Consider the following 24,435-nt stretch of genomic DNA (forward strand, 5'->3'; position numbering starts at 1 on the left):
CCTCTCTTTGTGCTGCTGCAAGCGCAAGTTGACTCTGAGTGGATGAAATTAACTGCCTGGTTGATCCAGCCAGACTGGAAGCCCAACCACCAACAGCACGAGCCAAACCAACACTGACCAATACGCCGCCTGCCAACGCTACACTATCAATATTTTTAGCAACACCATCCAGAACACCAGAGATGCCCGCAGTAGCTCCACTGGCCTGATTAGCACCCCCAACCCATTCAAGGAACGCATTGGCTATTCGAGTTGAAGCGGCACTAACACTATTTGGCATAGACTCAAATTCAGACCGAAGTTTTCCGACCTGACCGATCAATGCAGGTACAATTTTATCAGTGGTTAACGCCCCAGCATCAGCCAGACCTTTCAGATCTTTCTGAGCAACTCCCATCCCATCAGCTAATGCTTTCATCAATCTTGGGCTGGACTGAGCTACAGAGTTAAAATCCTGCCCCCGAAGAACACCACGACCAAGAGCCTGGGATAATTGAGTAATTGCAGAAGATGTTTCCTGCGCTGTTGCTCCTGATACCTGCAACCCTGTCGATAACGCATCAGTGAGTTTCAGTATATCCTGGGTACCATAGCCCCATTCACGAAGAGAGGCTGATGTTCTTGAAAATAATGCCGCATTATCTGCAAGCGCCGATCCGGTTCGCTGACTGATTTCCATTAGTCCGGATTGTGCATTGGAAAAGTCTCCGGCATCCGTTGTGGCAAGTTTAATTCTGGCAGAAAGAGAATTATATGAATCAGCAAGTTGAATCAGATTCCGTGTTGCAAATGCACCTGCAAACGCCCCTGCCATTCCCAGCGCCATGTTTTTAGCTTCTGATAATTGGGCTGTAACAGAGGATAACGCCAGTTGTGAATCTCTTGAAGCCGCAGCAGCCTGGCTGCCCACCACGTTGCATGGTGCGATAATAATCGCTCCCCATACGTGAGGCACGGGCAATCTCAGACTGAAAAGATTGAGAGTTTGCTGAAATTTTAATAATGAGTTCACGTAAAGTGGCCATCATTCACCCTGTTTATTTTGCTGCCTGCTTAAATGCTGCTTCAAGACCGGCTAACGGATCTGTTTGATTACCATCAATCTCTGATTGCCAACGTAAGATTGCATCCTGAATTGAGACATCTTTCCCCTGAGAGCGGTACAGCGCAGAGACTATCTGTGCAGCCTGATAATCCCCACGAACATCACCTATCGGAGATATTCGGTCGTACTCAGCCCACATCATGAGTTCATTTGCACTCATGTGCTGGCGCAGCTCTGATAATGTTCGCCCCATTCGAAGAGCTAACATCATCAGAAACTGCATCCCAGGACTGGCTACTTTTTTTTAATGGCATCAGCACTGGTAATCAACTCAAGTGCCTGTTTTAACAAACGGGAATGTACTGGTCCGTAATGGGCCACCACTTCTTCGGTATCTTCAACAGTGAAGACTCGTTGATAACGTTCATCACACAGAACATCAACAAACAATGTCACGTCAGCGCGAACATCACGAAGCGCCTTTTCAGGCAGGGATAACTTATCCTCGCCTTCCTCTTTGACAATTTCACGCCAACGCAACCAGGCTTCACCTGACGGCTCTCGTAAAATGACTTTCGCGCCTTCCCATTCAGGAACGTCCGTTTCCATATGACGAAAACCCGACAACGGAGATAACGCCAATGATTTAAGTGATTTCTTTGCCATAGGTTAATTATTCCCCTCCGCCAGTATCTTCCGGGGCATTAATTTCAACCGGCTTCCCTTTCAGACGAAGAGAGAATGTTGCCGCGACAACACCATTTGATTGAGTATCCCAGGTATGCTGACGAACTTCAGCGAGAAAGTTATAGCCATTACCAGATGGAAAAACGATTTTGAAAGCATAAACGCCATCAGTGTCATATGCGGTGCGTAAAACATCCTGTGCGGCATTACGGAAAAAGTTACCGGACAGGCTAACTTCAGAAGCCGCAGCCAGACCGTTAATGTTTTCCTGTTCTTCAGAACACAACGTTGTAACATCAATATCCTGTTTCTGCCCGGCGGTGAAACTGGCTTGTTTTAACGCACACTGTAAGGGTAGATAGGTAGCTGTTTCCATTGTGTCTTTGGTTGCCGGAGCAGAAGAAACAAGAATTTGTGTACCCTGGGATTTTTCAAAAAGTGCGGCCATATAGCCTCCATAATAAAAAAACCCGCTCAGGTGGCGGGCATAGTTGAAAATAGGGATGGTTAATCGATTATTCGAGTATCGAGTGTTGCCCGATAGAGTCCAGTTTCAGAATCGTACCCTTGAAGAAGCTGCTGATCTGTAAGTGACAGAGAGGATAGCGCCTTAATAACCTTTGCCCTTATCGCCCTTGATTCTGCTAACTTATTTGAATAAACATCTATTTGAAGTGAATTCCATTCCTCAGCCGTTCCACATAGAACATCAGCAGGATTCTGCGAAATAATAGAGAAAATGACCCAGGGTGGTGATACCGCTGGCTCACCGGCTGCATTAAGTTTCACCACATATGGATAAACTTTTTGATCGGCTAAGTCGGCAATTCGTGAATACACATCAGCTTCTGTCATTTGCTCAGAACCTCATCAATCGCCTGATTCATTCGGCGCATAGTCGCGTCTGTGGCTTCCTGTTCCTTGGCGTCAAACGATGGGCGAATAAACGGAATAGGTGCCATTTTCACAGTACCCAATTCAACAAATCGCCAGTAGTAGGCATTGCTTGGGCTATTAGCCTTCACCTTGCTATTACTGTTATTCCCCTTCGAATTGGTTCCCCGAATATGGATACCGGATGATATTTCTCCGCGCTGCTTGCCTTTCTGTGTCACAACAACAACATTTCGTTTCAGCCTACCTGTCTTCTCCGGGGCTCTTCGCTGAACCTCATTTTTAAAGACTTCCGCACCAGCTCGAGTGGCATCACGCAACACTTTGTTATTTTCAGCCCGGCTTAATAACTCCAGATCTTTTGCTATATCATTCAGAGCAGAGAAATCAAGATTAATATCAATCACCGTTTTACCCCCTGTTTGCAAAGAATTTCGAGATGCGATCCTTTCTTATTAGGAATAGGTTGCCCAACGATATCCAACACTGAACCGCGAAAAGGACCTGTGAGACACAATAGCCTGGATGATGCTTTCACATCATGACGATAACGCATCCAGACTCGTATTGTTGCCTCAGCCATTTCCGCACCAGATGCAATAAGGTCCCTACTACTAATTCCCCTTACTTCGGCCCATGCAGGAGGGCTGTCTTTCCAATCCTCAATTTCTTGTCCATCATCTTCGCGACTGGTCGTGAAGTTCTGGATAGAAATGCGATCTCGTAAACGACCGGATTGCATGATTACTCCTATAATCCATAAATTCGATATGGCTGAAGCAATGCGTCTACAGCTAACGGCAGTTTTACAGGGGTACTGCCAACAATAACAGCCTCTCTGTTTTCGTATAGGTGACCTATATATAGAAGCATGGCCGCCTTCACATCATCCGTTAGTACCAGTCCATCAGGATCTTCAGCTTCCTCCAAATCTTCTGGTGTGGAATATAACTTACGGCGAGTCCATTGCTGAACATGCTGATACGCGGCACCTATATAGGTACTAATTAGCTGATCATCTTCTAAAAAATCGAGTTCAATGCGGCAATGTTGCTTAACAATATCAAGCTGTAACATTACTTTTTACCCTTTTTAGATGGCTGCTCTTGCTGCTCTTGCTGCTCTTGCTGCTCTTGCTGCTCTTGCTGCTCTTGCTGCTCTTGCTGCTCTTGCTGCTCTTGCTGCTCTTGCTGCTCTTGCTGCTCTTGCTGCTCTTGCTGCTCTTGCTGCTCTTGCTGCTCTTGCTGCTCTTGCTGCTCTTGCTGCTCTTGCTGCTCTTGCTGCTCTTGCTGCTCTTGCTGCTCTTGCTGCTCTTGCTGCTCTTGCTGCTCTTGCTGCTCTTGCTGCTCTTGCTGCTCTGCAGGATTATCGCCATCGATACCTTTGGCATAACCTTTTTTAATCAGTTCTCGACCATGTTGTTCCAACGTTTCAAACTCACTACCTTCAACTACAACAGCACTACCAACATAAATTGGCTTAATTGCAATTAATTTCATTGGTTTATTTCCAAAAAAAAAGCGGTCATATAGACCGCTAATTAATATCAGGCTTATACTCAGCCACCAGAAGGAGCAGTAAACGAACCATAAATGAATGCTTCTGGACGCTTAACCGCTAAAGCCAAACGTTCTTCACAACGAATTGAAATCATATTTTTCTCAAAATCGTCGGCGTTTTCTGTTGAAATAACCACGTTGGCCTCTTCGCGATCGAAGATTTGAGCCGCTGCATTGAAGGCACCAGTAAGGAATTTACCCTGAAAAGCGGGAGCCTCTGTTGCTACTACAGATAATCCCCATAATGTTGGCCCTGCTAAAGAAGATGGATTTGCAAGGATATAACGCCCCAACGAATCCTTGGTTAACTCAATTTTGGCCCAATCAATAAAATGCAGAACATGCCCAGAAGATGGGAATCTAGCCAGTTGAGCCTGTAACATAGCCAGCCGTAGATCATCAATACCGTTTTGTTTCTCTACCGCAAAAGAGGGACTGTAAGTTGATGCTTGGGGAATGATTCCATGCAAATGAACACCAGTACCATCACCAAACAGAATTTCCTGTTCTTCAACATATTTCAGGCCGTAGCGCATTTCTGCATCTACTGTAGATTGCAACTGAGCAAAATCATCCAATATTTGCTTTGATGCTTTGAACATATGAGCAACAGTGGTGACTGGTGTAATTTTGGTTGTAAATTGAATATCACTGTATGGTTTAGTTGTTCCTTCTGGCACGACTGCTGCATTGTTAGTAAAACCGGTCTGTTGCACCCAAAAAATTGCAGGAGAACCGGTGCGCCCAGGTGCGATCAGATCACGAATGAAAAGACGTTGTTTAGGGGCTGAGTCAATACCCGGCAACCGTTGATGCTCAACAACTCCATCAGCAACATCGGTGGATAATAAAGCCGCTTTTACTGGAATACTGACCCGCTTTCCACCCTCCACACTACCTGCAAAAACTTTCAGCGCTTCTGCTGAAATAACCTGATGACCAACGGTTTCAATAACCGTCTTCGCATTTGCCAGCGGCATCTGTGCGACGTGCTGTTCAAGTTCGCCCAAGCTGGCTTTTAGAGTTTTTTCAGCATCTTTCAGAGCATTCAACTCTACTGCCATCTTATCCACGGTATCTTTTGTTTCTGCAGAAAGTTGGCCGTGTTTCTTCGCTTCGGTCAAAGCTTCTTCTGCTTTTGCATTGAATTTACTGGTAGCCTCTTCAATTGAGGCCGTAACTTTTTTCAGAACATCATTTACTTCAGACATAATGTCTCCAGATTATTGAGCAGCCGCTACCATGCCACTTAATGCAGCACCGAGATCAGCTAAAGTTTTGGGGGTTATATTGGTAGCGCACGGCATACCGGTAGAATTAGCAGTAGCGCCAGACATACTGCCGGTTACGGCTTTAATTAATTTTCGACGCTCAGAGCGTGGTGTATTTGTCTTAGCAAGCAACGCATCAAGTTTTCGCAATGCTGCCGATGGAGAATCATCATCTTGAGATACAGCATCAGCTGATAACAAACTGTCAGCCAGACCTTTTTCTACTGCATCACTGCCGCCGATATAACTTTCCGCATCCATCAAGTCATGAATCGTTTTGATATCCAGACCTGAACGAGCTGCATAAATATCAGCCATCGCATTATCGAATGGCTCAAGTGACTCAGCCACACCGGCAAAATCATGGCGATTTCCCATGGCAACAACCCAACAGTTATGGATCATCAAAAAAGCGCCACGCCCGATCTGAACTTCATCACCTGCCATCGCAATTACTGATGCTGCACTGGCTGCAATACCCAGCACTTTCACGGTAACCTTTCCCTGATACTCACGAAGAAGGTTATAAATGGCTAACCCTTCGAACATATCGCCACCAGGTGAATTAATATTGACAGTGACATCAGCACCATTCATTGAACGTAATGCCCCGGCAATTCGTTTTGCAGTAACGCCATCCCCCCAATAATCGTGTCCAATAACATCAAAGACCGAGATAGTATTATCATTACTGTCTGCAGCGCGGATACCGCCGTTCCAACGCTCCAATGCTGATGGGGGTGGTTCACAGGAAATCCCCGCGCAGGGGTGACCCGCCGGAGCCGCCGGTAGTTGTTTTCTTGTCATGGGGTAAAGCTCCTACGCTGCTTGTTTTAGCGGAGATTGTTCAAGTGGAATGTCAGGGAACAAATAATTATGCAGTTTGGTAATGTTACTGACCTGAGCATCAAGATTATTCTGTTTCAGGTCTTCCAGTGGAGTCAGGTTAAGCTGGACTGTATAAATATCACCACCTGGTATTGGTGGCATATTCTCCAAACGGCGAACATCATTACGAGACATCCAACCATTTTGTAACGCGCTGGTATAATATGCAGAACGCCCTGCACTATCGGTTCGGAGTAATCCTTCAACAGAAAATTCAGCGAACAAATCATCATCATTACCCAGAAGACAATGTGCGATTTCTTGCTCTATATTTACCAAAAGCGGCCGCAATGTATGCGTAAGAAATTGCAGGTTCATACCTTCCAGACTTGATGCCCAGCTACTCTGTTTATTCGTATGCCCAACCATAAACGGGGGAACTCTAAACCAACGACAAATCTCTTCAATGCTAAACGATCGGCTTTCGAGTAATTGCGCGGCTTCAGGATTCATTGTCACATTTTGATAAGTAAGCTCATTCTCCAGCACCATCAATTTCCCAGCATTTTTGGAACCAATAAATGACTGAAGATTCTTACGTAATCGTTCGCGCTGTTCTTTATTTAAAGCCGTTTTAGAGGATAAAAAACCAGTACTTTGTAAACCGTTTTCGAAAATTTTTGCTGCAGCTTCATCAACAGACATAGCTGCACCAATCACATCAATACCTGCCATGGTTGGAATCATTCCGCAAACTCCATCCATACCAAACCCACGAATATGCATAATGCGATCTAATGGAACAATTCGTTCTTGACCATTCTCAGTATATGTATATTGCAGCCTCCCATTATCGAGGCGCTTCACCACCATATTCTGTGGGAGTAATGGAACCAGCGAAACCAGTTTTTTGCCGATATAGAACCGCTCGACATAAGCATTACCACGTAAACATATACTGGCCACCAACATCAGCATGAAGCGTGATGGAGTCATTTCAGGGTTTGGCCTTCGGCATAAAACTTGATATACAGAATTACCATGAGCCAGCTTTCTTGAACCGTCAGACTGACGTTCATATATCTTCAGCGGTAGAGTAGAAACGGATTCGCTAAGTAATCGAACACAAGCCCATACTGCTGACAATTTCATTGCTTTGTCAGCGGTTACCACCTTTCCGCTACTGCTGGTACCAAACCATTCTTGCCAAAACTCACCAGTAGCCAGGCTGATTGGCACCCCTAACCAATTTAAAAGGGCGCTTTTTACTCGCCCAGGTTGTTTATTCTTAGCCATCAAACACCCACTATAATTGGATCGTCAAAGAAACCATCAAGGTCACCATCATCAGGTTCATATCCTTCAGCGGCACCAATTGCCATGGCTGATGCCACAATGCCATCAATACGCCCGGTACTTTTCTTCTTGGCAAATATCCTGTTTTCTTTTTGGTCTGCCTCAGTTACTGCTGAAGCGGCATTCCAGCGCAGGCAGGGGTTGGTCTTAATAATGATTTCTTCATCATCCAATAACCCCTCAAACAGTTCGATAGAATGAGGCATCCATAAGCCAGATTCCTGAGCCTTATAGAATCCCTGACCATGCTGAATTAATGGTACAGATACCGCAGCCTCCTCCAATTCAGGTTCAAGATACTTAATGCGATACTGGTCAAAAGCAACGGCCACAATAAAGTAGAATAGAGATAATTCAGCCAGGCGTTCAGCAACAAAGCCATATTTCACAGCTTTGCCTGGGGTGGTGTGGATATATCCAGAGCGCTCCCATACATCATAAGGAACCCGATCCGTTTTTGCCCTTTCTAACAACGTATCTTTTGGAGTCCAGAACTCCACCAATAGCTTTTTATGCTTTGGAAAATACAGAGCTAATGCAGTGAGATCCCGAGTGCCTGATAAATCCAGCCCGGCAAAACACTCTTCACCTCTAAGTTCTTCAAGATCAAAGTCATCCTCACGATCCATCCATACATCACTACCGATCCAAGGGTTATCAGCATCTACCCACTGACAGAAATTTAGCCGCCTGACAATGCTCTCTTTTGATGGCATTCCTCTGGCCTGCGTTACCTGTTCACGTAAATACTTATCCGTAAACGTGGCGCCCATAGAAGGGTTAGCTTTTCCCCAACATGATTCATCTTTAAAAGGATCGTCTCCTTCATCCAAAGAACAGATAAAAGCGAAGAAACTATCATCCTCTGCAGTTCCTTCAGCTATCTTGCGACCATATTCATGGTAGTCATAACAAACCGATGTTTTGTCATGACCGCTATTTGTGATCATGAAAATTAATGCCTGACGCCGACCTTTAGTACCGGCGCGCATCATTTCAACAACCTGGTTAGTTTTATGCTCATGCACTTCATCAATAAGTGCACAATGTGGGCGAGGTCCTGATTGCCCATCATCAGAACTGATAGGTTTAAAAAATGAACCGGTTTGCAAAAAGGCCAGATTCCAGACATTCAGACCAGTGCCGGATTTATTCAGTCTTTGTGACAACGCCGGAGATTGATCAACCATTGCCACGGCATCACGAAACAGAATCATTGCCTGATCTTTTTTTGTCGCCGCCGCATAAATTTCAGCCCTGGGCTCTTTATCCGCTACCAGGCAATACAGTCCAATACCACCAGCTAATGGAGATTTTCCCGAGCCTTTGCCTGATTCGATGTAGACCATTCTAAACCGGCGGGTACCATCAGGCGCTTTCCAACCAAAGATCGAGCCAACAATAAAACATTGCCATGGCAGTAAATTGAAAGGTTTTCCTTCATGTTCACCACCATTCAATTTCAGCACTTTCGAAAAGAAATCAATAGCTCGCTGTGCTGCACCCACATCCCAGCAAAGTCCACGTTTCGGCCCATTATCCAGATCATTTAAATGGCGGCGGCAAGCATTACGGATATCAGGACCGGCCAATGTTTTCCCGCTGGTCACATCCATAGCATATTGAGTTGCAGGATCAACCGAAGAACGCGTTGAGCGGGTCTTCCTCTTCTTCTCCACCATTTACATTTACCTTAGATCTAGCGGCCGGTGTTAAACCAAACTCAACTAAATAACTTTTAAACCGCCGATCTGCATCTGCCAACATAGCTACTGCCGGATTCGCTTTAATTAGAAAATCCCCTAGTTGAGTTTTGGTTGTATAAGTCCGACCTTCTACCGCTATCGTATCCCGTAGCTGAAGGATATCAGCGTAAATATCACAAAGGCGTTCCAGAGCAAAAATATCAGCAACAGTAAGAACACCCATCCCATCTAACAAAACTGTTAAACGACCCCAGGCTGTTTTCCCCCAGTCGGTAAGATGTGCCGGAGGACTTGGTATTTCTCTTGCTGGTTTCGGCTCTTTGTCGTTAAGTTTCCGCTTACCCGGGTTGCCCGTGACCAGTTTCAAGTGGGTCGGTTTGGGCCTCCGTCCTGCCATAAAACCTCCCTAAAAAATCTTTTCATTTCGCGGTTGTGCACAAAAAGGAGGGTGGGCGGTCTAGGAAAGCTAAGTTCCTGAACTTTTTCCCCTCCCCCTCCTTATTTGAGAATCATTCTCATTTATGCCAATGTGAATTTAGATCAAGCGGTAAACCGTCAACAGAGCACCCTATTGCCTTACCACTCTTCTCCATCCTCTGTTTTGTTGAGTCATGATGTTGCTTACATAAGCCTTGCCAGTTCTTTCTGCTCCAAAATAGACGCTGTGCAACCTTCATTTCGTCTTCTGTGGTAGCTTCTTTCATTCTGTGTGGAATGATATGGTCAACAACGGTTGCTGGTTCATATCTACCCATATCCAAACACATCACACATAGAGGATTATCACGCAGATATACCAATCTGGCCTGCTGCCACTTGCTACCATACGGCTTTGCTGTTTTCATCACTATTAGCTGGCTATTCCCACAATATATGCCGACTGACTATAGGTTCTTGCCCAGATAGAGAGCGGCGGAGTGATTGTAAAATCAGAACGCAATTGACACGGAGCATTGTCAGCTGGCATTGATGAGGATTCGGTTATTTCTACTGCCCCATATTTAACCTGAATATTTATAGTTTCTGTACCAGTAGATAGCCGCATCCAGCCATCAGAAGGCGTTAACGTCCAATCTTTCATTGCCATACTTACCTACGCTAATATGTAATCTGGAGTGGTTGGGCTAACGATGTACTCTTTTGCTGCTTCAGGTACATCACCGCGAATAACATCAATGAAAAAACCGACCTTTTTGGTCGGCTCTTTGATAGTGTTTCCTTTTTCGTCATACTCTCCATCGTCATTATAAAGAGTCCCACGAACCGCTATTTCTATTCGTAGCGTTGGTTGAGTCCAGTTACCGGCGGTAAACCATTCCGGACAACATTTGATTGCAGTACGCTCATCTGGAAATCGTAAATATCTCATCATGTGATGTACTCAATTGTTGGGATATAACGAACTCCCCAATCTTTCTTGGCCCACGGAAGCGGAAACCATGCATCTCTATTTGCTGGGTATTCATCATACTCGCCACTGGTATACCAAACCCGTATACCCCTTGCCCCTTGCATTTCAACAAGCAGAAATGAAGCACCGCGAGTTGCTTCAGTTCCGGTAGTTAGAATCGTTGATGTTGCTGTATCACCGTATTCGTATTGCCAGCCCCAGGGCCATGTCATTGTGTTCGCGATTGATGGTCCGTCACTGTAAACTGACATTGTTCCCGAAAATGAAGTTGTTTTCGGAGTTGTCTTTTTAGTAACCCAGCGTTCCCATACGTTTAGGTTATTAATGTAATCATAGTCCGGCGTTGTAATACGCTCGATAAACGCACGGGAAATAACAGGAACGATAGAAAAACCACTTGCCACGGCGTTTACATCTAATGGGTCATATGTTCGGCAATATAAGCCACTACCGACATTGGTGTTGTAATATTTAGCACCCAGAGGCATGACCGTGCCTGCTGGTGTAGTAACAGGCGAATCAACACTAGTGCAGTAGTTTCCGACCATCGGAGTCACAATTGTCGTATTGTTTTTAACCAAATTGGTGCGTTGCGGTTCTGGTTCATGCCGTCCGACCGCAACACCGTTGACATACTCAACGGGGCATTCGTCAGGGCCAGCGAAATAAATAAGACCATCTTGTCCGTATACCGCATGAGAGCTCGCGCATTGATAACGTATCCGTGGATCGGGTGCTTCAGTCGTCATGTCGATGGGTGAGTAATCTGGCTTCACCTTCCCACCGCCCAAAATCACCGCGCCGGGAACTATTAAACCGCTTCCAATCTGCCCATTACCCAGCACAATAGTATTTGGCGGAATCAACATACCAATATTCTCCGGACACAAAAAAACCAGCACTTGGCTGGTTAAATTTAATATTTGCGCGATGTATCGAAGTATTTAATCCATCATTTGTCTGAAAGACTATTTCAATGAACATCATTAATAAAAAAGAGCCCCAATTAAGGGGCTACCAAAATGGTATAGGCAAGGTATTCATAAGCATTAGACTTAATGCACTATGCACCTTAAGCGTAGTTGGCATTCAGTGAAGAACAAGGTGAGCTTACATTTGCTAATAAGTTTAATTCTAAAGTCGTAGTGCCGTTCCGACATCTGGAACTATAGTAAATAAAGCTGGGTGGAGAGGCTTAATACAATACCCGCAAGGGAAATATGCCCGGAGTTTTCATATAGGACTCTAGTTGACACCCGGCAACCTATCAGCAATAGATGATTATTTAATCACTCTATGACATAATCAAAGCATAACGTAAAATCATATATGTTTAATTCCTTTTTTCCCCTCTTCGTGAGGGGATTTTTTATGAGCAAATGTAAGCTCACCTTGTTCTTCATTGAATACCAACTACCCTTAGATAGCATGTTACCTACCTGTACATGCCTTTAGAACCGCCTTGCTTTAAACCATCTTGGTAGCCCCTTCTCGGGGCTTTTTTAACAGTACAATCCTTCTCTATTACTTCAGGGGTGTTATGAAACTGACTATTAGCCAGATATCAAAAAGTAATAAGCCATTAAATAACCCTAAAGTCATCTTTGTTCGAGCTAATTCCCCTGATTCGCCTAACCTGATTTATCTTATTGCAATGACCAACTGCAATCCCTCAGTAGAAGATACTCTTGAGTTGCCTGATGAGTTTGAACTAGAAAGACCGACAAAAAAGAAAGCTAAACTTAATGGTATTCCAGTTCGACTAACTACAGTGGTTGAGACTGGTAATGAATCAAAGATTATTGGCGCTGAAATACTTCATTTAGAACTATGAATAAAATCCATTGTGAAAGAGATTGAAATGAAAAAACCCCAGCAGATGCTGGGGCTAATAATTATTCGCATTTTAATATCAAGATATCCTTACCGATGAATGACGAATAACCCCCTACAATGCGGGCAACATAACACAAGCTCCTGAGAAATTTTCAGCGTCGATTGCTTTGAATTTTCCTTACATAAAGGGCACTCTACTGTAGAAGTACGTTCCTTCATCTTCTGCATCATTTCATGAAGATAAGACATAATATTCTACCTCTTTGGCGAATGAGCCTTATTGTATCACACTCTCACTTTTGATAGTTTTTTATACAATGAATGAACTATCATATTGTGCTATATTTGGTGCCCTATTCAGGAGTATCAAATGAAATCATCAGAAACTTTAGCCTGGTATCCATCTCAATTACCCTCAGTCAAACTAATACTCGGGACTGCTATCATTGCAGTCGTAAAGCAAGGCCGTCCAATCAACACCAGAACTCTGATTGAATATTTATATGTTGTTCAGGCCGCAAAAAAAATGAAGCTCAACGACAGGATTGCTATGCAAACTGCAATCGCTGTTTTAAAGGATAATCAGAATGCACATGGGCACATATAAATAAAAAAACCAAAACTCGTTATTTGGATTTTTTTACTAAAAAACAAAACAAATAAAATAAAAAAGTTGCATAAATCGCAAATAGGTAGAGTATATAACTATTAATGCAATCCTAATTCTTGCATTAATGTATAACCCTTTAGAACTATTTCCCCCATAAACTATTGGGGGCTCTTTTTAATCATCATTACACATTCCCACTCAATTTCCACGCATCTAACTAAATCAAAACACTTAAAATTATCAGGAGATTATTATGAAGATATTCAATAAATATATAGGGACCTCTTTAATGGCTCTTGTACTAGTTACAATGCTCGGTTGTGCACCAACAGCAAAACATGAAGGTACTGGTGAATATTTCGATGACACAGTGATTACAACAAAAGTAAAGGCCGCTATCTTCAATGAACCATCGTTAAAATCATCTGAAATTAATGTTGAAACTTTTAAAGGAAATGTACAACTAAGCGGTTTCGTTAATTCCAAAAATGATATTTACAAGGCAATTGATATTACATCTAAAATTAGTGGTGTTAAGACGATTAAAGATGACATGCAAATGAAATAATTGTCCTAATGGCAAAGAGGTGAGATTAGCTCCCTTACCTCTACGCCTGTGTTGGAAGCCGTCATACTATCGTTATATGAAGCCCCTGTAATTGATAGGTAAAGCCTTAACCATTAATAGGTAGACATTAATGTATAGCTTGCTATGATTTTATATGAACACATATTACAAATTCCACATTTCCTTTTCCTTTCCCCTCTTTGCGAGGGGATTTTTTATTTTCCGCAGAGTAAAAGCTGTTGTAAAAGTGGCTGAAATGAAAAACCCACCGAAGTGGGTTTATGGCATCTCACGGCTATGGCATCGGGCAAAAGCCCATTGCGCTAGTCGTTTTAGGCACCCACTGAGTAGTACAGAACTTTGTGTAAAATGGTCTGCGCCATTTACACGTAACAAAAATTCCATTTGACGATGACGACAAGTATTGCCAGTTTCCCCATCTTTCAGAACATCCTGTCTGGTAAGCATTTACTGGTAACACCATAAATATAAATCCAGATGTGAATAATAATAATAATATTTTCCTAACCATAATACGCTCCCTTTTTCCCTGCCGATATTCAAAATAAATATCTACAAGCAGTATTATAATAATGAACATGTTAGAGGATATTTTAACTGCTATTTATACTAGTATGGCATGCTTTGTGATATTGATCACATTCTTGATTTGTATTCAATAAGTTAAAAATATTAGGAATATATTAGGAGAAAACTTTCAAATTTAATGTACTTACAACACTTAGATTTTATTTAATTAGCACTATTGTTTAGCGTGAAGCTAATTCTTTCTATCGTCTTCAGTGCTGATATCTGGCTATTGCACTGCTCAATGACTGCGAATAGTTCCGCGATGTAGCCAGGGTAATCACCGTAATTCTGTATTGTGTAGTCGGGCACTTGGCACGGTTTAAATAGGCTACTTGGTACCGGTAGCGGCGGCGTTGACTTCGGCGGCACGTTCCCGCAGCCGTTTAGTAACAGCATCAGGCACAGGAACGCTAAAGCACTTGCTGTTGGCCTGCGCTGCGACAAGCTGTTTTTGCAGCTCTTTGGCCCGACTATCACTAGCCTGCTTTTGTTCTGCGACTCCATCCATGACCTCTTGAATCTGTAAATATTGAGTTCTGATTTTAGCTGAATATGCTCGCTCTTCTGCTAACACCGCGATTGTCTGTTGCTTCTCATTCCTGAGCTGATTCAGTTGATGATTCAACCAACGGCAATAAAGCAACAACACCACAACGCATAGAGCACCTAATGCGGCAGTAATCCATTTATTAGAGAAAATCATGATATGAATAAATCACGTTCTGCCCGGCGACGGTTGTATAAGCCCTTCATAAATTTATTATTGGCATATACCCAGCGAGTGAACTGGCCAGCCGCAGCGCGGAAGTTACCCTCATTAAGACGCTTCAGAAGTGTTGAGCCTTTTAGTGCGTTACTTCCTAAATTAAAAGCAAAGGAGACAAGAGCATCAAATTGGTTCTGATTAATCGAAACGTTAACCAGGCTTGATACTTCAGACTCGAACTGCTTGAGGTCGTCTTTCAAAAACTCCTCTGCTTCCTGTTCCGATATCTTATCGCCCGGCTTTACATCTTCGATATGTCCGTAACCGATAGTCCACGGCTCTCCCCCAGTTGCTGGGTCTGAGTATGCGGTTAATACCAGCCCTTCAAATCGTTTGATCAGATCAATTCCATTCTGACTAGTTACCATTGCCGCCTCCCATCTTCCGACCAATAAATGTATCCAGAATCCCGGCTATTTTCTTGGTACCCATAAACCCGATAATGACACCGAATAATGTCGCCAAATTGGACGGTAAGCCGAAGTATTCAAATGCAGAAATAATGCCAAGACTCAATATCCCGCAGAGTGTAGCTTCAAGAAGTGAGCTTTTAAGCCCCTCACCTTCTTTTCGTGCTCTGGCAACCGCAACAAGGAAAGCTAATAGTGCTCCAGAGATTACCGGTGTATTTGTGTTAATCCAGTTCCAGACCTCAGCCCAGAAGCTGATATTTTTTTCAGGCATACGCATTTGCACCTCCATTGGAAGTGTCCGTTTTAGTTAATAGGGGATTAGCCCTCAGTCGTTTTCTGATAGATGAGGGTGTGTTGGTTCTGACTGAGGCTGAATACGCCCTCATTTACGAGCCTTGAATTATTTCAATTTAAAACTATAACATTAGGTAATCACTATAGAATGGCGAAAGAACATGAAAATAAGTAACTTTGAAAAAGCGTTTATTCTAATGACACTTGCCATCTTATGCCTATGTGTCATATCAGGCATTCTTGTTTTTAGCGTCTATTAAAACTAGGTAGCTATTAGATCTTGGTCTGAGAAACTTAAGGGTTTTAAGAGTTGCCGGTGACTCAACTTAATTAAAAATACACTTAATGTTAAAAAACAAGTGACATTGTTAAAATTATGTAATTAAATATAACCAGTATTTTTCGATGAGGATATATTTATGAACATGTCACTTTCTGCTATTACCTTAGTTATTGCCATGTGTGCAGTATCAGTTACAACAGGGTGGATGCTGAATGACTTAGGTAAAGAAAAAACATACTTCACGCTGAAGCAATGCCCAATCAGATAACAAAAAGCCCCGCACAAGGCGAGGCTATATTTGATTGATCCGCCATCGAGGTATCGAACCCCGACTCTCAACTTCCGCTACAAAATTGACTACTCTACCGGTTAAGCTAATGGCGTAATTGGTTTTTAAGATTTCAGCCTGATCACAATAACATAGGCTAGAAATTTAGCTCCATAACTTTGACTACTTTACAATCATCAGTTACAACAGAAAAACCGCCATTCAAACAGATTCGCTCTTGCTTGATTCTTAATGGATAGCAATGCTTTTACGCTCGTAAAGTGTTCCCTCTACAAATCCTCAATAAACTGTATGCCAGTTAGTATCTCAAATTTGACTGAGGTGAGGTTCTATTCTTCTCGTTTCCCTAACCAGAATATATTTAATATTAGCCCACAGCCGTTAGTCACTATGTGCAGTATGTGTGTGGAGTGGTTGACGTTTGGCTGTGGGCTAAATACAAAAAAGCCCCGACAAATGTCAGGGCTAGAATGTGATACTTAAAATTTATTAATTAACTAAGCGTAAATGGCTTTGACCATTCAGACCATAAAGCTGCCGAACTTCCGGTAGGTGCAGACTAAATACTGAAGCCAACTCATTTTGGTCATAACTTAACTCTTCTCGAACATATTCTATCATTTCATTCAATAGAGTCGGTTTTTCTCCATTTACCTCAAGCTTTACTGGTTCATCTATCTTATAACGCTTTATTGCCATTTGGCGCCAAATCCAATCACTCTGTCCTGCTGTAATTGCATTTAGTGTTTTAGCTCTATAAAGAATGAAAGCCATAGAAGTCCGCCAAAATGGTTTTAAATAGGCAGCTTTCTCTATGTTAATGTTTCGCAGTTGATTCCCGATATCAATCGCAGGCATCAGGAACTCTGCAGCAAACGCATTTGCTTCATCTTCCATTGTATGACTTGGGGCTTTATGCATAACTAAATGCCCTAACTCATGAGCTAAAGTAAAACGATACCTGTCCATTGGCTGATTTTTATTGATAAAAATTAATGGCGGTAATGTAGGAAGATTATAACTTAACCCAGAAAGACCAGAGTCTTCCATATCGCAATCAATAATTATTATTCCTGCTCTTTCCAAGGCATCAACTATATTCTTTATCGGGCCTCTGGGAAGATGCCAAGCTCTACGAACATTCTGAGCTATTTCCTCAACTGGATAATCTTCTGGATCATAATACGGAAGCTCATACTCAGGCTCAAAATCAACAAACTGTAATAGCTTTCTAACATGAGCAATTCGTACGTTAACCTCAGCAAGTAACTTATCCAGAACTTTCATTCCAACTGATGCTTTCTTGCGATACATAGGATTAACACTAACAGGTCCGCCATATAAACGCTCAGGAAGCATAAAAAAATCAATAGGGCACGATAAAGCCTGAGACAAGCTATTTAACTGCTCATCAGTAACAGGTTTTAATCCTTGCTCTATTTTTGAAAGAGTACCTTGAGACACTGAAATTCTAGCAGCCAATTCCTTCTGGCTGCAGCCTAACATTCTTCGTCTCAATTCAATCATTTCAGGGCGTATGGTAGTTGCTGGCTTAATCTCCCCGACCATTTTCTATTTTCGCCTCTCTCGTCTTCGTCCGCTTTGCTTTAACAACGGACTTCGCTGGTTTAACTTGTGTGGCTTTCTGATCTCCACCGTCACCCCAAAGATTATTATTTTCAGGCATTTCATGCACATTGTAGTTACTGAGATCAATAGCCCAAGCTACATATTTCCCATTTCTTTGAGTGAGGACTATTTTATCAATTTGTACGCCATCGTCACTAAGTATATATAACAATTCTAAGCGAACTAAGCCGCCAAATAGATCAACATTAGGATCGTGGAAATCCATAGCTGCTTGCGTTGGGTAGTTTGATGACCGAAAATTTTTATCCCCTTTCTTGATTCGGACAAAATATTTATCCTGAATAAGAAATCCGGTCTGATGTCGAAGCTTTATATACTTGATATCACTCAGCCCACTGGTTTCAATTTCATCATTTAGAAAGAATAATGCATCGTTACGTAGAATTGCGGCCCGAGCACGCTTATCCATCAAGCGATGAGCCACACTATTTAACAACCAACCATTCCATACCTGACTAAAAACAGAGGTAAAAACTGGGTAATACTGATTAAACTTCGAATCCGCTTCTTCTTTTGTAATTAATGCCACGCTAAATAACCTTTTAATATTTTGTTGTGAAATGCAGCATTAGTATAAAACCCAGCTACAAAAACAGCAACAAAATATTCCAAAAACTATTCCAAAAGCATTAATTGACTGATTTTAAAATTAAAAAACCCGCTCAAAGATGGCGGGTTATTAATGAAGCTCTTCGGCGTAGCTATTCCAGCTTACAATGAAAATCTATACTGAATGACTGAATATGTCAATAAAATAATTCCATTTAATTAAGTTAATATAGAAATATTTCCTATAATTCATATCAAAAGGGAAATAAAAAAGCCCCAGCATCAACTGAGGCTTTATCTACAATCACTCAAAACAATCAATCTGTAGCGTATGCATCACCACTATTTACATAAAGCTGACCAGCTATAAACGCCTCTGCTACCCGTAAGATGCCCGTTACATAACTTGTTGCCTTCCCGATCTGCTTCGCTAACTTTGCCTGACTAATTCTATAAATATAATGAGCTATCACTAATTTGTAGGCTAATTCATCATAATGCCTTAATCCTGATACCGCGCTATCAACCTTCATTGCATCGGATTCGCTACACTCCGCACGAGTATAATCAGACGATGATTTCATATCCTGAAAGCCAGGAGCCACCTTTTTATACTCAGTGCCACAACTACACCTTGCCCAATTTCCCCACATTTCCAATACAGTTTTAATATGCATATTTACTACTCCACACAGTTATTTTCTTAATGCACCAATACCCAGGGCTCTATTCAAAAATCTGAATAACAACGTTAACTGGTTATCGTGCCTCTCTTCCCATGCCTTCGTATCGGCATGAATTTCCCCGTGGCACCGTCTGCACAACGGAAGCACGAAAAGATCGTGTACTTTTGTTCCCATTCCTCCCAATCCATGGCCTATGACATGATGCGGATCATCAGCAGTAGCACCACATCCACAACATGGCTGTGTTTTTACCCATCGAGTGTATTGTTCACATTCCCAGCGAATCAGTTTTGGTTTAAGCATGTAAGATTGCGGCGGTTCTGCATCACCGACTAATTTAATAACCGGCTTATCCAGTTGTTCCCATCCCTCACGGGCCATTACTGCCATTTCTTCAATCACTGGTACCGCTCTATCATCAAACGGCGTTATATCTGCCTCTTTCATCTCTCCGCCTGGTAGAGAATTTTTAGGCAGATTCAATACCTGCCGGGCAATATCTTCTGGCAACCGGTCAGACACCGATTTAAGAACAGACCACCAACACACCTCATGAATACTAAGTTGATGGTCTTCCGGTATCCTTAAATCACTGCTGATGCGCTCAAGAACCCATTCAATAATATTGCGCCGAGCCAGCTCATCCAGTACCGGCGTTGACCATTCACGCATTTTATTATCATGATGCCAGCATAACCTGATCGCGCTATTGCCATAGTTCAGGGTAGTTAATTGGTGGTGACAGTCTTCATCTGATACCTGGCAGCACTTCCGACCTGATATGGCGTTGATTAACTGGCTCTTACCACCAGCAGCCAAAATTACATCAGAATTTATCAGGAACGGGGTCAGGGCATGATTAAATGCTAGGTTCTGAACAATATCGGGCAACGGCCCAGAGTTGACCTGCTGTAAATATTCCGGCTCGTTACAAATAAGGATCCGTTGTGTGCGCCGAAAATTGGGGAGCAGTTCGCTCCCCGGTTTCAGTATCACAATTCCAAGATCCTGCTGAACATAAGGTGTTAGCAGCATTCTCATGATTTACACCACCTGTGCTAAACCCAAAGTACCTTTCATTTCGAATCGACCGATTTTAGGGTGATACCAGTATTTGCTACGTACAGGCCGAGTAGATTCATTAAGAACAGTTTTAATTGCCCCAAGGAAATCATCCTCCCGGACAACTGTTACATTAGACAAGATACCTACAGGAGTCATAAAAGGTACTTTTTTACTTTCCAGGCTAAATGCTTTTATTAAATCACGCGTTTTCTGTACAGATAATCCACCTTCAGAGGAAAGATTTTTGATTGTCTGCCACCCCGGAGGGATGGCGCCTGAAGAAATCTGCTCTATTTGACGCTCAACGCCATTAACCCGACACTCAAACTGCTTCATTCGACGCTGATTAGCTACAGCTTCAGATGCTATACGAGCAATCATCTCAAGTTCTGATTCAGGTTCATCCCTAAAATAGGCACTTTCCATTTTTTCAAAGAATGACCAGGCTTCATCAGTATCGACAATCTTTGACATTCGGGCGGCGCCTTTCTCGGTATATAGAGTTAAGCTGCGAGCCTTGTTCGAAATTTGTGCGTCAATATTATTAGCGCACAAAATTTGCACTTCATCGCCAGTTAAGGTGATCACATGAACCCCTTCGATGAAGCGAGATCGGTGATTGGACAAATTGGCACGGAGATTGGATGCTGTCGTACCGTAACCAGCCGCCAGCGTTTCAGTGGTAACGACGCGGGCACCTTGCCATTCAATGACAGGAAGATTTTCGACAGCAATAGTAGAAACTACGCCAGTAGCGTTTAATTGATTCATGTGTTTTCCTCCACACAGTTTTAGTGATGCTCCTCCCCAAACATCTGCACAATGAAAGGAGCGGTTAGATCGAAAATACAGCAGTGATAAACTTTTTTCTAGCCATTAATTCAATGAAAATTAAAGACTACCGTACCATTACTGCCTTTTCTTTAGTTTCTCTGGTGCTAATAACAAAACAGCTACACCGGCACAGGCCACAACGGTCAAAAATATTGCTAATCCCATTGCGCCTCCAGTTCATCAAGATCGATTTCGACTATAACTCCGGTTGCACCTTCGCTTTCATCCGTCTTTCTTAATGCTGCCGCTTTCTTTAACGCTCGATAACACCGGTCTTTTCCATCCATGGCGTACTTCTGGGTATAGGCATTGTCGTTTAAATCAAATACCAATCCCCATATCTCTATTGCCCGGCGTAACCATCCCTTATTCTCGTAATGATGAGCAAGCCTACATACGTCATAGAATGCCGGACTCTCTCCGGAGAACTGAGGTGGTTTTTCTGGCCCTCTAAATGCACCAATACAAGTGGAGGCGATTTCATCATGTAGCACGGCGTTACTTTTCCTCACGCTGCCACCCTCCCCAGCCGCCCCGCTTCCCTTCGGATTTGTTCCAGAAATGCTTCGCCGGTGTCTACCAGTTGATCACGGGTCACATAGCTGAACCGCTCCCCTTTCCACGTCTTATCAAAAACTACTATCGCACCAGCAAAGAATGCGCCGGTTGGTTTTTGCTTGTCGTTGGCAGGGATAAACCACAAGGGAGCATCAAACCCGATGCGTCCACGGATGAAGACAATGTGATCGGCATCTTCTGGCCACCATGCCTCCGATGTTGCTGCTTTGATTAAAAACACATACCGGCCGCCCTTCTCACGCATCGCCATTGTGTGATTCATGATATGAGTCATGCCGGTTATATATTCCCCGTCATGCTGCTGTGGTCGGCTATAGGGTGGATTAGCAAACGCGGCGCCGCGCAACTCTTTCAGACGTTCAGACCAGTCCTGAGTTAGCGCGTTGTCCTCTGCTGTGTAATACGCTGGGCATTTGCTGTTTTCAGCATCAGTAAACAGATCTAGCGCCAGCGGACCAAACATACTGTTGATACCCCAGAATATGGGATCTGGTGTACGCCACTGATCGCCTATGTCTTTTAGATAATGACTTTCAACTGACCGCTGTTCCATCAATTCTTGGCTGTAGGTATTCATGCTGCAGCCTCCCCTGATAGCCGTTCGCTATATTCTGTCCAGAGACTATTCCAGCGCTGCTGGGCAAACGATGCCTGCTGATTCCTGATACCGGCTTTTCCTGCGGCCTTCCGAACTTCAATTTCTAACTGGCTAGGATTGGTGATTTCACCAACACCGGAAGTGTAACGGCGATACGCTGCATCACGTTCTGAGTTATCAACACCTGAGCCCTTGATCGGCTTCCCGTCCTTCACCCACTTTCCGTTTACGTATTCAGGCCGCCCACTTTCATTCCATTTTTCTGCTGCCTGCAAGTATCCGGGGAATTTACTCGGGCTAAACAAGGGAATTGGACGTAGATACTCAGACATTTTGAGATCATCCCCCCATTTCTCGTTCGTGTAGTCCACGACCAAAAGCAGTTCAGATAGCGTAAAGCCCTCAATCAGTCTGGCGCGAATGCCTTCCAGTGAAGTTTTACTTGGTTGATATTTTGATCCAGTCACTAAGTTCAGGTGGTTTAATACCTGCTTAGCCTGATCAGTAATCATTGTTGCGGGGTCTGGCTGCTCAGCAGCCGGACAAGAGGTTTTAACTGATGGATCTTGTTTTGAACTTACTGACGGATCGTGTCCAGATTCTGGACCCTGAGAAACCGATTTTTTGATATTTCCTGAACGTTCAGATTCTGAATGTCCAGTTTCTGAATGTTCGGATTCTGAACGTCCAGAATCTGAACCCTGAGAATAAATAGCATTGGCTGCTGTCCGTAACTTCTCCACGTTTAACCGGTATATGTTGGTGGCGCTGCGCTGTCCCTTTCTACGTTCCTGTTTTGTTAACCAGCCTTCTTTCATCAGCTCATTAATAGCCGTAATGACCGTGCTACGACCTGCGCCAATCTGACGGGCAATTGTATCGACTGATGGCCAGCAAACGCCTTCATCATTCGAAAAATCAGCCAGCCGTACCATGATGGCCACTTTCATTGTCTTCATGCCAGAAGAGGCGCAACCATCCCAAACATATGCAGATAATTTTACGCTCATGATTGCTGGCCCTCCGCTACATCCTGAACCAGCGTATATTGCTGGTAAAATGCATCGCGAGGCATAGTACAGTCGTATTTCAGATGCAACGGACGATACGTGACCATCACTTTTGAATGCTTTTTATATGAGCGGATATAACGAACTTTAACGCCGTCAGAATTTCGACAGAGGATCATACTGATACCTCCTTCATTTCAAATCGGCCCAATTTAGGGTGGTACCAATATTTACTACGGCAGGGACGGGTAGCCCCTCGCTTTACTTCCGTTAGGGCTGCTATAAATTCGGCTTCATTGGCTACAGTTGCATTAGCAAGAACACCATTCGGCGTATTGAAAGGTACTTTTTTGCTTTCTACGCGAAATGCTGCAATCAGAGCGCGAACTTTGTCATCAGACAGACCAGAAATTGCTACTAAGTTTTTTATAGTCTGCCATCCCGCTGGGATTGTTCCCGCAGAAATGCGGTTAACTTCGGCTGATACACCAGAAACACGCTGTTCTATAGCCAATAGTCGCCGTTGACTTTCAGCGGCAACAGTAGCCATTTTAGCGATCATCTCCATCTCAGTTAATTGAGTAGGCATCTGAATGCCAGAATCAAATGTCCTGATGACTTTTAAGTTAAATGCAGGACTAATCCACATGGCATACGCATAAACCAGTTCACGACACGCGTATGTACCCTGATTAATGCCTCCTCGGATTGATTCGAATGAAGCAATGCTCATATCTGAGCAACGGTCAATTTCTGCACATAAATCTCTAATCTGATCATGTCGCAAAAAATTAGCGGGTTTATGCCGTTCCTCACCACCTGCTGCAATATGTAAGTCATTGAGACTATAACGCCCCGCCGAATCTTGACGGATAGTTGTTCCATCGATGGCTAAACCAGAGGTATCAGCCGTTGGCTGAGTGGCTAAATGATGCATACGCCACCCCGCCGATTCACTACACCCACAATTCCAGCGGCGCGACTGTGGTTGCACGGTACCCAGCGACCTTTTATCATGCGCTCATACCGAAACAACGCGCCACGCCCTACCAATGGA

The 24,435-nt window shown here is 43.4% G+C and carries 35 protein-coding genes and 3 pseudogenes; 4 read left to right on the forward strand and 34 right to left on the reverse strand.

The window, feature by feature from the left end; genetic code table 11:
- Positions 1 to 40: 40 nt before the first annotated feature.
- From GOL65_RS22630 to GOL65_RS04425, 18 genes and pseudogenes are all read right to left on the reverse strand, one after another.
- A pseudogene (locus tag GOL65_RS22630) lies at positions 41 to 1,025 on the reverse strand (tape measure protein); the annotation flags it as partial.
- Positions 1,026 to 1,037: 12 nt separating this feature from the next.
- A complete protein-coding gene (locus GOL65_RS04345; protein ID WP_179038168.1) occupies positions 1,038 to 1,328 on the reverse strand; it encodes a phage tail assembly protein T in 291 nt (96 codons plus the stop codon).
- 11 nt (positions 1,329 to 1,339) lie between these two features.
- On the reverse strand, positions 1,340 to 1,711 hold the full coding sequence (locus tag GOL65_RS04350; RefSeq protein WP_140920886.1) for a phage tail assembly chaperone: 372 nt from the start codon (positions 1,709 to 1,711) through the stop codon (positions 1,340 to 1,342).
- A 31-nt stretch (positions 1,712 to 1,742) separates the two neighbouring features.
- A pseudogene (locus tag GOL65_RS04355) lies at positions 1,743 to 2,180 on the reverse strand (phage tail protein); the annotation flags it as partial.
- A gap of 59 nt (positions 2,181 to 2,239) precedes the next feature.
- Positions 2,240 to 2,587 (reverse strand): tail completion protein gp17, encoded by a 348-nt coding sequence (gene gp17, locus GOL65_RS04360; protein WP_140920887.1) that lies wholly within the window; start codon positions 2,585 to 2,587, stop codon positions 2,240 to 2,242.
- Complete coding sequence (locus GOL65_RS04365) at positions 2,584 to 3,033, reverse strand: HK97-gp10 family putative phage morphogenesis protein (RefSeq protein WP_140920888.1); 450 nt, start codon at positions 3,031 to 3,033, stop codon at positions 2,584 to 2,586. Before GOL65_RS04365 ends, gp17 begins: the two co-directional genes overlap by 4 nt.
- A complete protein-coding gene (locus GOL65_RS04370) occupies positions 3,030 to 3,368 on the reverse strand; it encodes a phage head closure protein (protein ID WP_140920889.1) in 339 nt (112 codons plus the stop codon). The genes GOL65_RS04365 and GOL65_RS04370 overlap by 4 nt, the downstream gene beginning before the upstream one ends.
- Before the next feature lie 8 nt (positions 3,369 to 3,376).
- Positions 3,377 to 3,703 (reverse strand): head-tail connector protein, encoded by a 327-nt coding sequence (locus GOL65_RS04375; RefSeq protein WP_140920890.1) that lies wholly within the window; start codon positions 3,701 to 3,703, stop codon positions 3,377 to 3,379.
- Positions 3,703 to 4,125 carry a hypothetical protein gene (locus tag GOL65_RS22150; protein WP_228723051.1) on the reverse strand — a complete coding sequence of 141 codons (423 nt, stop codon included), beginning with the start codon at positions 4,123 to 4,125 and terminating at the stop codon, positions 3,703 to 3,705. The genes GOL65_RS04375 and GOL65_RS22150 overlap by 1 nt, the downstream gene beginning before the upstream one ends.
- Positions 4,126 to 4,184: 59 nt before the next feature.
- A complete protein-coding gene (locus GOL65_RS04385; protein WP_140920892.1) occupies positions 4,185 to 5,396 on the reverse strand; it encodes a phage major capsid protein in 1,212 nt (403 codons plus the stop codon).
- A 12-nt stretch (positions 5,397 to 5,408) separates the two neighbouring features.
- Complete coding sequence (locus tag GOL65_RS04390) at positions 5,409 to 6,263, reverse strand: head maturation protease, ClpP-related (RefSeq protein WP_140920893.1); 855 nt, start codon at positions 6,261 to 6,263, stop codon at positions 5,409 to 5,411.
- 12 nt (positions 6,264 to 6,275) lie between these two features.
- Entirely contained in the window at positions 6,276 to 7,580 is a 1,305-nt protein-coding gene (locus GOL65_RS04395) for a phage portal protein (protein WP_179038169.1), read from the reverse strand.
- Complete coding sequence (locus tag GOL65_RS04400; RefSeq protein ID WP_140920895.1) at positions 7,580 to 9,322, reverse strand: terminase large subunit; 1,743 nt, start codon at positions 9,320 to 9,322, stop codon at positions 7,580 to 7,582. Before GOL65_RS04400 ends, GOL65_RS04395 begins: the two co-directional genes overlap by 1 nt.
- Positions 9,276 to 9,743, reverse strand: a complete 468-nt coding sequence (locus GOL65_RS04405) for a phage terminase small subunit P27 family (RefSeq protein WP_140920896.1) — start codon at positions 9,741 to 9,743, stop codon at positions 9,276 to 9,278. The genes GOL65_RS04400 and GOL65_RS04405 overlap by 47 nt, the downstream gene beginning before the upstream one ends.
- 118 nt (positions 9,744 to 9,861) lie before the next feature.
- Complete coding sequence (locus GOL65_RS04410) at positions 9,862 to 10,191, reverse strand: HNH endonuclease (RefSeq protein ID WP_407657456.1); 330 nt, start codon at positions 10,189 to 10,191, stop codon at positions 9,862 to 9,864.
- Positions 10,192 to 10,196: 5 nt separating this feature from the next.
- Positions 10,197 to 10,433 (reverse strand): hypothetical protein, encoded by a 237-nt coding sequence (locus GOL65_RS04415; protein WP_140920898.1) that lies wholly within the window; start codon positions 10,431 to 10,433, stop codon positions 10,197 to 10,199.
- 6 nt (positions 10,434 to 10,439) lie between these two features.
- Entirely contained in the window at positions 10,440 to 10,718 is a 279-nt protein-coding gene (locus GOL65_RS04420) for a hypothetical protein (protein WP_228723052.1), read from the reverse strand.
- A complete protein-coding gene (locus GOL65_RS04425; protein ID WP_179038170.1) occupies positions 10,715 to 11,626 on the reverse strand; it encodes a hypothetical protein in 912 nt (303 codons plus the stop codon). Before GOL65_RS04425 ends, GOL65_RS04420 begins: the two co-directional genes overlap by 4 nt.
- Before the next feature lie 671 nt (positions 11,627 to 12,297).
- Between GOL65_RS04425 and GOL65_RS04430 the strand changes: the two genes are divergently transcribed.
- Positions 12,298 to 12,591, forward strand: a complete 294-nt coding sequence (locus tag GOL65_RS04430) for a hypothetical protein (RefSeq protein ID WP_140921100.1) — start codon at positions 12,298 to 12,300, stop codon at positions 12,589 to 12,591.
- An 89-nt stretch (positions 12,592 to 12,680) separates the two neighbouring features.
- On the opposite strand, the gene GOL65_RS22550 is transcribed toward GOL65_RS04430, so the two are convergent.
- Complete coding sequence (locus GOL65_RS22550; RefSeq protein WP_218652004.1) at positions 12,681 to 12,842, reverse strand: YnfU family zinc-binding protein; 162 nt, start codon at positions 12,840 to 12,842, stop codon at positions 12,681 to 12,683.
- A gap of 121 nt (positions 12,843 to 12,963) precedes the next feature.
- On the opposite strand from GOL65_RS22550, the gene GOL65_RS04435 reads away from it, so the two are divergent.
- Together GOL65_RS04435 and GOL65_RS04440 are read left to right on the forward strand one after the other, a co-directional pair.
- The gene (locus tag GOL65_RS04435) at positions 12,964 to 13,200 is read left to right on the forward strand and encodes a hypothetical protein (protein WP_140921099.1); all 237 of its coding nucleotides are present in this window, start codon (positions 12,964 to 12,966) and stop codon (positions 13,198 to 13,200) included.
- Between the two features lie 256 nt (positions 13,201 to 13,456).
- Positions 13,457 to 13,771 carry a BON domain-containing protein gene (locus tag GOL65_RS04440; RefSeq protein ID WP_140921098.1) on the forward strand — a complete coding sequence of 105 codons (315 nt, stop codon included), beginning with the start codon at positions 13,457 to 13,459 and terminating at the stop codon, positions 13,769 to 13,771.
- Between the two features lie 753 nt (positions 13,772 to 14,524).
- On the opposite strand, the gene lysC is transcribed toward GOL65_RS04440, so the two are convergent.
- Genes lysC through GOL65_RS04455 form a run of 4 tightly spaced genes read right to left on the reverse strand, consistent with a single transcriptional unit; the run spans position 14,525 to position 15,818 of the window.
- Positions 14,525 to 14,758 carry an Rz1-like lysis system protein LysC gene (gene lysC / locus GOL65_RS22555; RefSeq protein ID WP_218652005.1) on the reverse strand — a complete coding sequence of 78 codons (234 nt, stop codon included), beginning with the start codon at positions 14,756 to 14,758 and terminating at the stop codon, positions 14,525 to 14,527.
- The gene (locus GOL65_RS04445; protein ID WP_140921097.1) at positions 14,691 to 15,065 is read right to left on the reverse strand and encodes a hypothetical protein; all 375 of its coding nucleotides are present in this window, start codon (positions 15,063 to 15,065) and stop codon (positions 14,691 to 14,693) included. Before GOL65_RS04445 ends, lysC begins: the two co-directional genes overlap by 68 nt.
- On the reverse strand, positions 15,062 to 15,496 hold the full coding sequence (locus GOL65_RS04450) for a lysozyme (protein WP_140921096.1): 435 nt from the start codon (positions 15,494 to 15,496) through the stop codon (positions 15,062 to 15,064). Before GOL65_RS04450 ends, GOL65_RS04445 begins: the two co-directional genes overlap by 4 nt.
- Positions 15,486 to 15,818: a phage holin, lambda family gene (locus tag GOL65_RS04455; protein WP_179038171.1), complete on the reverse strand. Its 333-nt coding sequence runs from the start codon at positions 15,816 to 15,818 to the stop codon at positions 15,486 to 15,488. Before GOL65_RS04455 ends, GOL65_RS04450 begins: the two co-directional genes overlap by 11 nt.
- Before the next feature lie 436 nt (positions 15,819 to 16,254).
- Between GOL65_RS04455 and GOL65_RS22360 the strand changes: the two genes are divergently transcribed.
- Complete coding sequence (locus tag GOL65_RS22360; protein WP_267313814.1) at positions 16,255 to 16,386, forward strand: hypothetical protein; 132 nt, start codon at positions 16,255 to 16,257, stop codon at positions 16,384 to 16,386.
- Positions 16,387 to 16,424: 38 nt separating this feature from the next.
- On the opposite strand, the pseudogene GOL65_RS04460 reads toward GOL65_RS22360, so the two are convergent.
- The 11 genes and pseudogenes from GOL65_RS04460 to GOL65_RS04510 form a co-directional block, all read right to left on the reverse strand.
- A pseudogene (locus GOL65_RS04460) lies at positions 16,425 to 16,502 on the reverse strand.
- A gap of 394 nt (positions 16,503 to 16,896) precedes the next feature.
- Positions 16,897 to 17,976, reverse strand: a complete 1,080-nt coding sequence (locus GOL65_RS04465) for a helix-turn-helix domain-containing protein (protein ID WP_140921094.1) — start codon at positions 17,974 to 17,976, stop codon at positions 16,897 to 16,899.
- A complete protein-coding gene (locus tag GOL65_RS04470; protein WP_140921093.1) occupies positions 17,960 to 18,586 on the reverse strand; it encodes a hypothetical protein in 627 nt (208 codons plus the stop codon). Before GOL65_RS04470 ends, GOL65_RS04465 begins: the two co-directional genes overlap by 17 nt.
- 337 nt (positions 18,587 to 18,923) lie before the next feature.
- Positions 18,924 to 19,283 carry an antiterminator Q family protein gene (locus tag GOL65_RS04475; protein ID WP_140921092.1) on the reverse strand — a complete coding sequence of 120 codons (360 nt, stop codon included), beginning with the start codon at positions 19,281 to 19,283 and terminating at the stop codon, positions 18,924 to 18,926.
- A gap of 18 nt (positions 19,284 to 19,301) precedes the next feature.
- Complete coding sequence (locus GOL65_RS04480) at positions 19,302 to 20,333, reverse strand: DUF968 domain-containing protein (protein ID WP_179038172.1); 1,032 nt, start codon at positions 20,331 to 20,333, stop codon at positions 19,302 to 19,304.
- 3 nt (positions 20,334 to 20,336) lie between these two features.
- Positions 20,337 to 21,128: an ORF6N domain-containing protein gene (locus GOL65_RS22155; protein ID WP_228723053.1), complete on the reverse strand. Its 792-nt coding sequence runs from the start codon at positions 21,126 to 21,128 to the stop codon at positions 20,337 to 20,339.
- Positions 21,129 to 21,346: 218 nt separating this feature from the next.
- Positions 21,347 to 21,703 carry a hypothetical protein gene (locus tag GOL65_RS04490; RefSeq protein WP_140921050.1) on the reverse strand — a complete coding sequence of 119 codons (357 nt, stop codon included), beginning with the start codon at positions 21,701 to 21,703 and terminating at the stop codon, positions 21,347 to 21,349.
- Positions 21,700 to 22,347, reverse strand: a complete 648-nt coding sequence (locus tag GOL65_RS04495) for a phage N-6-adenine-methyltransferase (RefSeq protein WP_140921049.1) — start codon at positions 22,345 to 22,347, stop codon at positions 21,700 to 21,702. The genes GOL65_RS04490 and GOL65_RS04495 overlap by 4 nt, the downstream gene beginning before the upstream one ends.
- Complete coding sequence (locus GOL65_RS04500) at positions 22,344 to 23,378, reverse strand: conserved phage C-terminal domain-containing protein (RefSeq protein ID WP_140921048.1); 1,035 nt, start codon at positions 23,376 to 23,378, stop codon at positions 22,344 to 22,346. Before GOL65_RS04500 ends, GOL65_RS04495 begins: the two co-directional genes overlap by 4 nt.
- On the reverse strand, positions 23,375 to 23,557 hold the full coding sequence (locus GOL65_RS04505) for a hypothetical protein (RefSeq protein WP_140921047.1): 183 nt from the start codon (positions 23,555 to 23,557) through the stop codon (positions 23,375 to 23,377). The genes GOL65_RS04500 and GOL65_RS04505 overlap by 4 nt, the downstream gene beginning before the upstream one ends.
- Positions 23,554 to 24,315, reverse strand: a complete 762-nt coding sequence (locus tag GOL65_RS04510) for a KilA-N domain-containing protein (protein ID WP_140921046.1) — start codon at positions 24,313 to 24,315, stop codon at positions 23,554 to 23,556. Before GOL65_RS04510 ends, GOL65_RS04505 begins: the two co-directional genes overlap by 4 nt.
- Positions 24,316 to 24,435: the final 120 nt, after the last annotated feature.

Origin of the sequence: Limnobaculum xujianqingii (assembly GCF_013394855.1) — a bacterium.
GTDB classification, from domain to species: Bacteria; Pseudomonadota; Gammaproteobacteria; order Enterobacterales; family Enterobacteriaceae; genus Limnobaculum; species Limnobaculum xujianqingii.

What these genes read in the sequence shown, in the direction of transcription:
- GOL65_RS04345 (WP_179038168.1), bottom strand. Translation starts at nt 1,328, where the DNA reads ATGCAGTTTCTGATGATGTTAGCTCTTCGAATGGGGCGAACATTATCA.
- GOL65_RS04350 (WP_140920886.1), bottom strand. Translation starts at nt 1,711, where the DNA reads ATGGCAAAGAAATCACTTAAATCATTGGCGTTATCTCCGTTGTCGGGT.
- gp17 (WP_140920887.1), bottom strand. Translation starts at nt 2,587, where the DNA reads ATGACAGAAGCTGATGTGTATTCACGAATTGCCGACTTAGCCGATCAA.
- GOL65_RS04370 (WP_140920889.1), bottom strand. Translation starts at nt 3,368, where the DNA reads ATGCAATCCGGTCGTTTACGAGATCGCATTTCTATCCAGAACTTCACG.
- GOL65_RS04375 (WP_140920890.1), bottom strand. Translation starts at nt 3,703, where the DNA reads ATGTTACAGCTTGATATTGTTAAGCAACATTGCCGCATTGAACTCGAT.
- GOL65_RS22150 (WP_228723051.1), bottom strand. Translation starts at nt 4,125, where the DNA reads ATGAAATTAATTGCAATTAAGCCAATTTATGTTGGTAGTGCTGTTGTA.
- GOL65_RS04385 (WP_140920892.1), bottom strand. Translation starts at nt 5,396, where the DNA reads ATGTCTGAAGTAAATGATGTTCTGAAAAAAGTTACGGCCTCAATTGAA.
- GOL65_RS04390 (WP_140920893.1), bottom strand. Translation starts at nt 6,263, where the DNA reads ATGACAAGAAAACAACTACCGGCGGCTCCGGCGGGTCACCCCTGCGCG.
- GOL65_RS04395 (WP_179038169.1), bottom strand. Translation starts at nt 7,580, where the DNA reads ATGGCTAAGAATAAACAACCTGGGCGAGTAAAAAGCGCCCTTTTAAAT.
- GOL65_RS04400 (WP_140920895.1), bottom strand. Translation starts at nt 9,322, where the DNA reads ATGGTGGAGAAGAAGAGGAAGACCCGCTCAACGCGTTCTTCGGTTGAT.
- GOL65_RS04405 (WP_140920896.1), bottom strand. Translation starts at nt 9,743, where the DNA reads ATGGCAGGACGGAGGCCCAAACCGACCCACTTGAAACTGGTCACGGGC.
- GOL65_RS04410 (WP_407657456.1), bottom strand. Translation starts at nt 10,191, where the DNA reads ATGAAAACAGCAAAGCCGTATGGTAGCAAGTGGCAGCAGGCCAGATTG.
- GOL65_RS04415 (WP_140920898.1), bottom strand. Translation starts at nt 10,433, where the DNA reads ATGGCAATGAAAGATTGGACGTTAACGCCTTCTGATGGCTGGATGCGG.
- GOL65_RS04420 (WP_228723052.1), bottom strand. Translation starts at nt 10,718, where the DNA reads ATGATGAGATATTTACGATTTCCAGATGAGCGTACTGCAATCAAATGT.
- GOL65_RS04425 (WP_179038170.1), bottom strand. Translation starts at nt 11,626, where the DNA reads ATGTTGATTCCGCCAAATACTATTGTGCTGGGTAATGGGCAGATTGGA.
- GOL65_RS04430 (WP_140921100.1), top strand. Translation starts at nt 12,298, where the DNA reads ATGAAACTGACTATTAGCCAGATATCAAAAAGTAATAAGCCATTAAAT.
- GOL65_RS22550 (WP_218652004.1), bottom strand. Translation starts at nt 12,842, where the DNA reads ATGTCTTATCTTCATGAAATGATGCAGAAGATGAAGGAACGTACTTCT.
- GOL65_RS04435 (WP_140921099.1), top strand. Translation starts at nt 12,964, where the DNA reads ATGAAATCATCAGAAACTTTAGCCTGGTATCCATCTCAATTACCCTCA.
- GOL65_RS04440 (WP_140921098.1), top strand. Translation starts at nt 13,457, where the DNA reads ATGAAGATATTCAATAAATATATAGGGACCTCTTTAATGGCTCTTGTA.
- lysC (WP_218652005.1), bottom strand. Translation starts at nt 14,758, where the DNA reads ATGCTGTTACTAAACGGCTGCGGGAACGTGCCGCCGAAGTCAACGCCG.
- GOL65_RS04445 (WP_140921097.1), bottom strand. Translation starts at nt 15,065, where the DNA reads ATGATTTTCTCTAATAAATGGATTACTGCCGCATTAGGTGCTCTATGC.
- GOL65_RS04450 (WP_140921096.1), bottom strand. Translation starts at nt 15,496, where the DNA reads ATGGTAACTAGTCAGAATGGAATTGATCTGATCAAACGATTTGAAGGG.
- GOL65_RS04455 (WP_179038171.1), bottom strand. Translation starts at nt 15,818, where the DNA reads ATGCGTATGCCTGAAAAAAATATCAGCTTCTGGGCTGAGGTCTGGAAC.
- GOL65_RS22360 (WP_267313814.1), top strand. Translation starts at nt 16,255, where the DNA reads ATGAACATGTCACTTTCTGCTATTACCTTAGTTATTGCCATGTGTGCA.
- GOL65_RS04465 (WP_140921094.1), bottom strand. Translation starts at nt 17,976, where the DNA reads ATGGTCGGGGAGATTAAGCCAGCAACTACCATACGCCCTGAAATGATT.
- GOL65_RS04475 (WP_140921092.1), bottom strand. Translation starts at nt 19,283, where the DNA reads ATGCATATTAAAACTGTATTGGAAATGTGGGGAAATTGGGCAAGGTGT.
- GOL65_RS04480 (WP_179038172.1), bottom strand. Translation starts at nt 20,333, where the DNA reads ATGAGAATGCTGCTAACACCTTATGTTCAGCAGGATCTTGGAATTGTG.
- GOL65_RS22155 (WP_228723053.1), bottom strand. Translation starts at nt 21,128, where the DNA reads ATGAATCAATTAAACGCTACTGGCGTAGTTTCTACTATTGCTGTCGAA.
- GOL65_RS04495 (WP_140921049.1), bottom strand. Translation starts at nt 22,347, where the DNA reads ATGAATACCTACAGCCAAGAATTGATGGAACAGCGGTCAGTTGAAAGT.
- GOL65_RS04500 (WP_140921048.1), bottom strand. Translation starts at nt 23,378, where the DNA reads ATGAGCGTAAAATTATCTGCATATGTTTGGGATGGTTGCGCCTCTTCT.
- GOL65_RS04505 (WP_140921047.1), bottom strand. Translation starts at nt 23,557, where the DNA reads ATGATCCTCTGTCGAAATTCTGACGGCGTTAAAGTTCGTTATATCCGC.
- GOL65_RS04510 (WP_140921046.1), bottom strand. Translation starts at nt 24,315, where the DNA reads ATGCATCATTTAGCCACTCAGCCAACGGCTGATACCTCTGGTTTAGCC.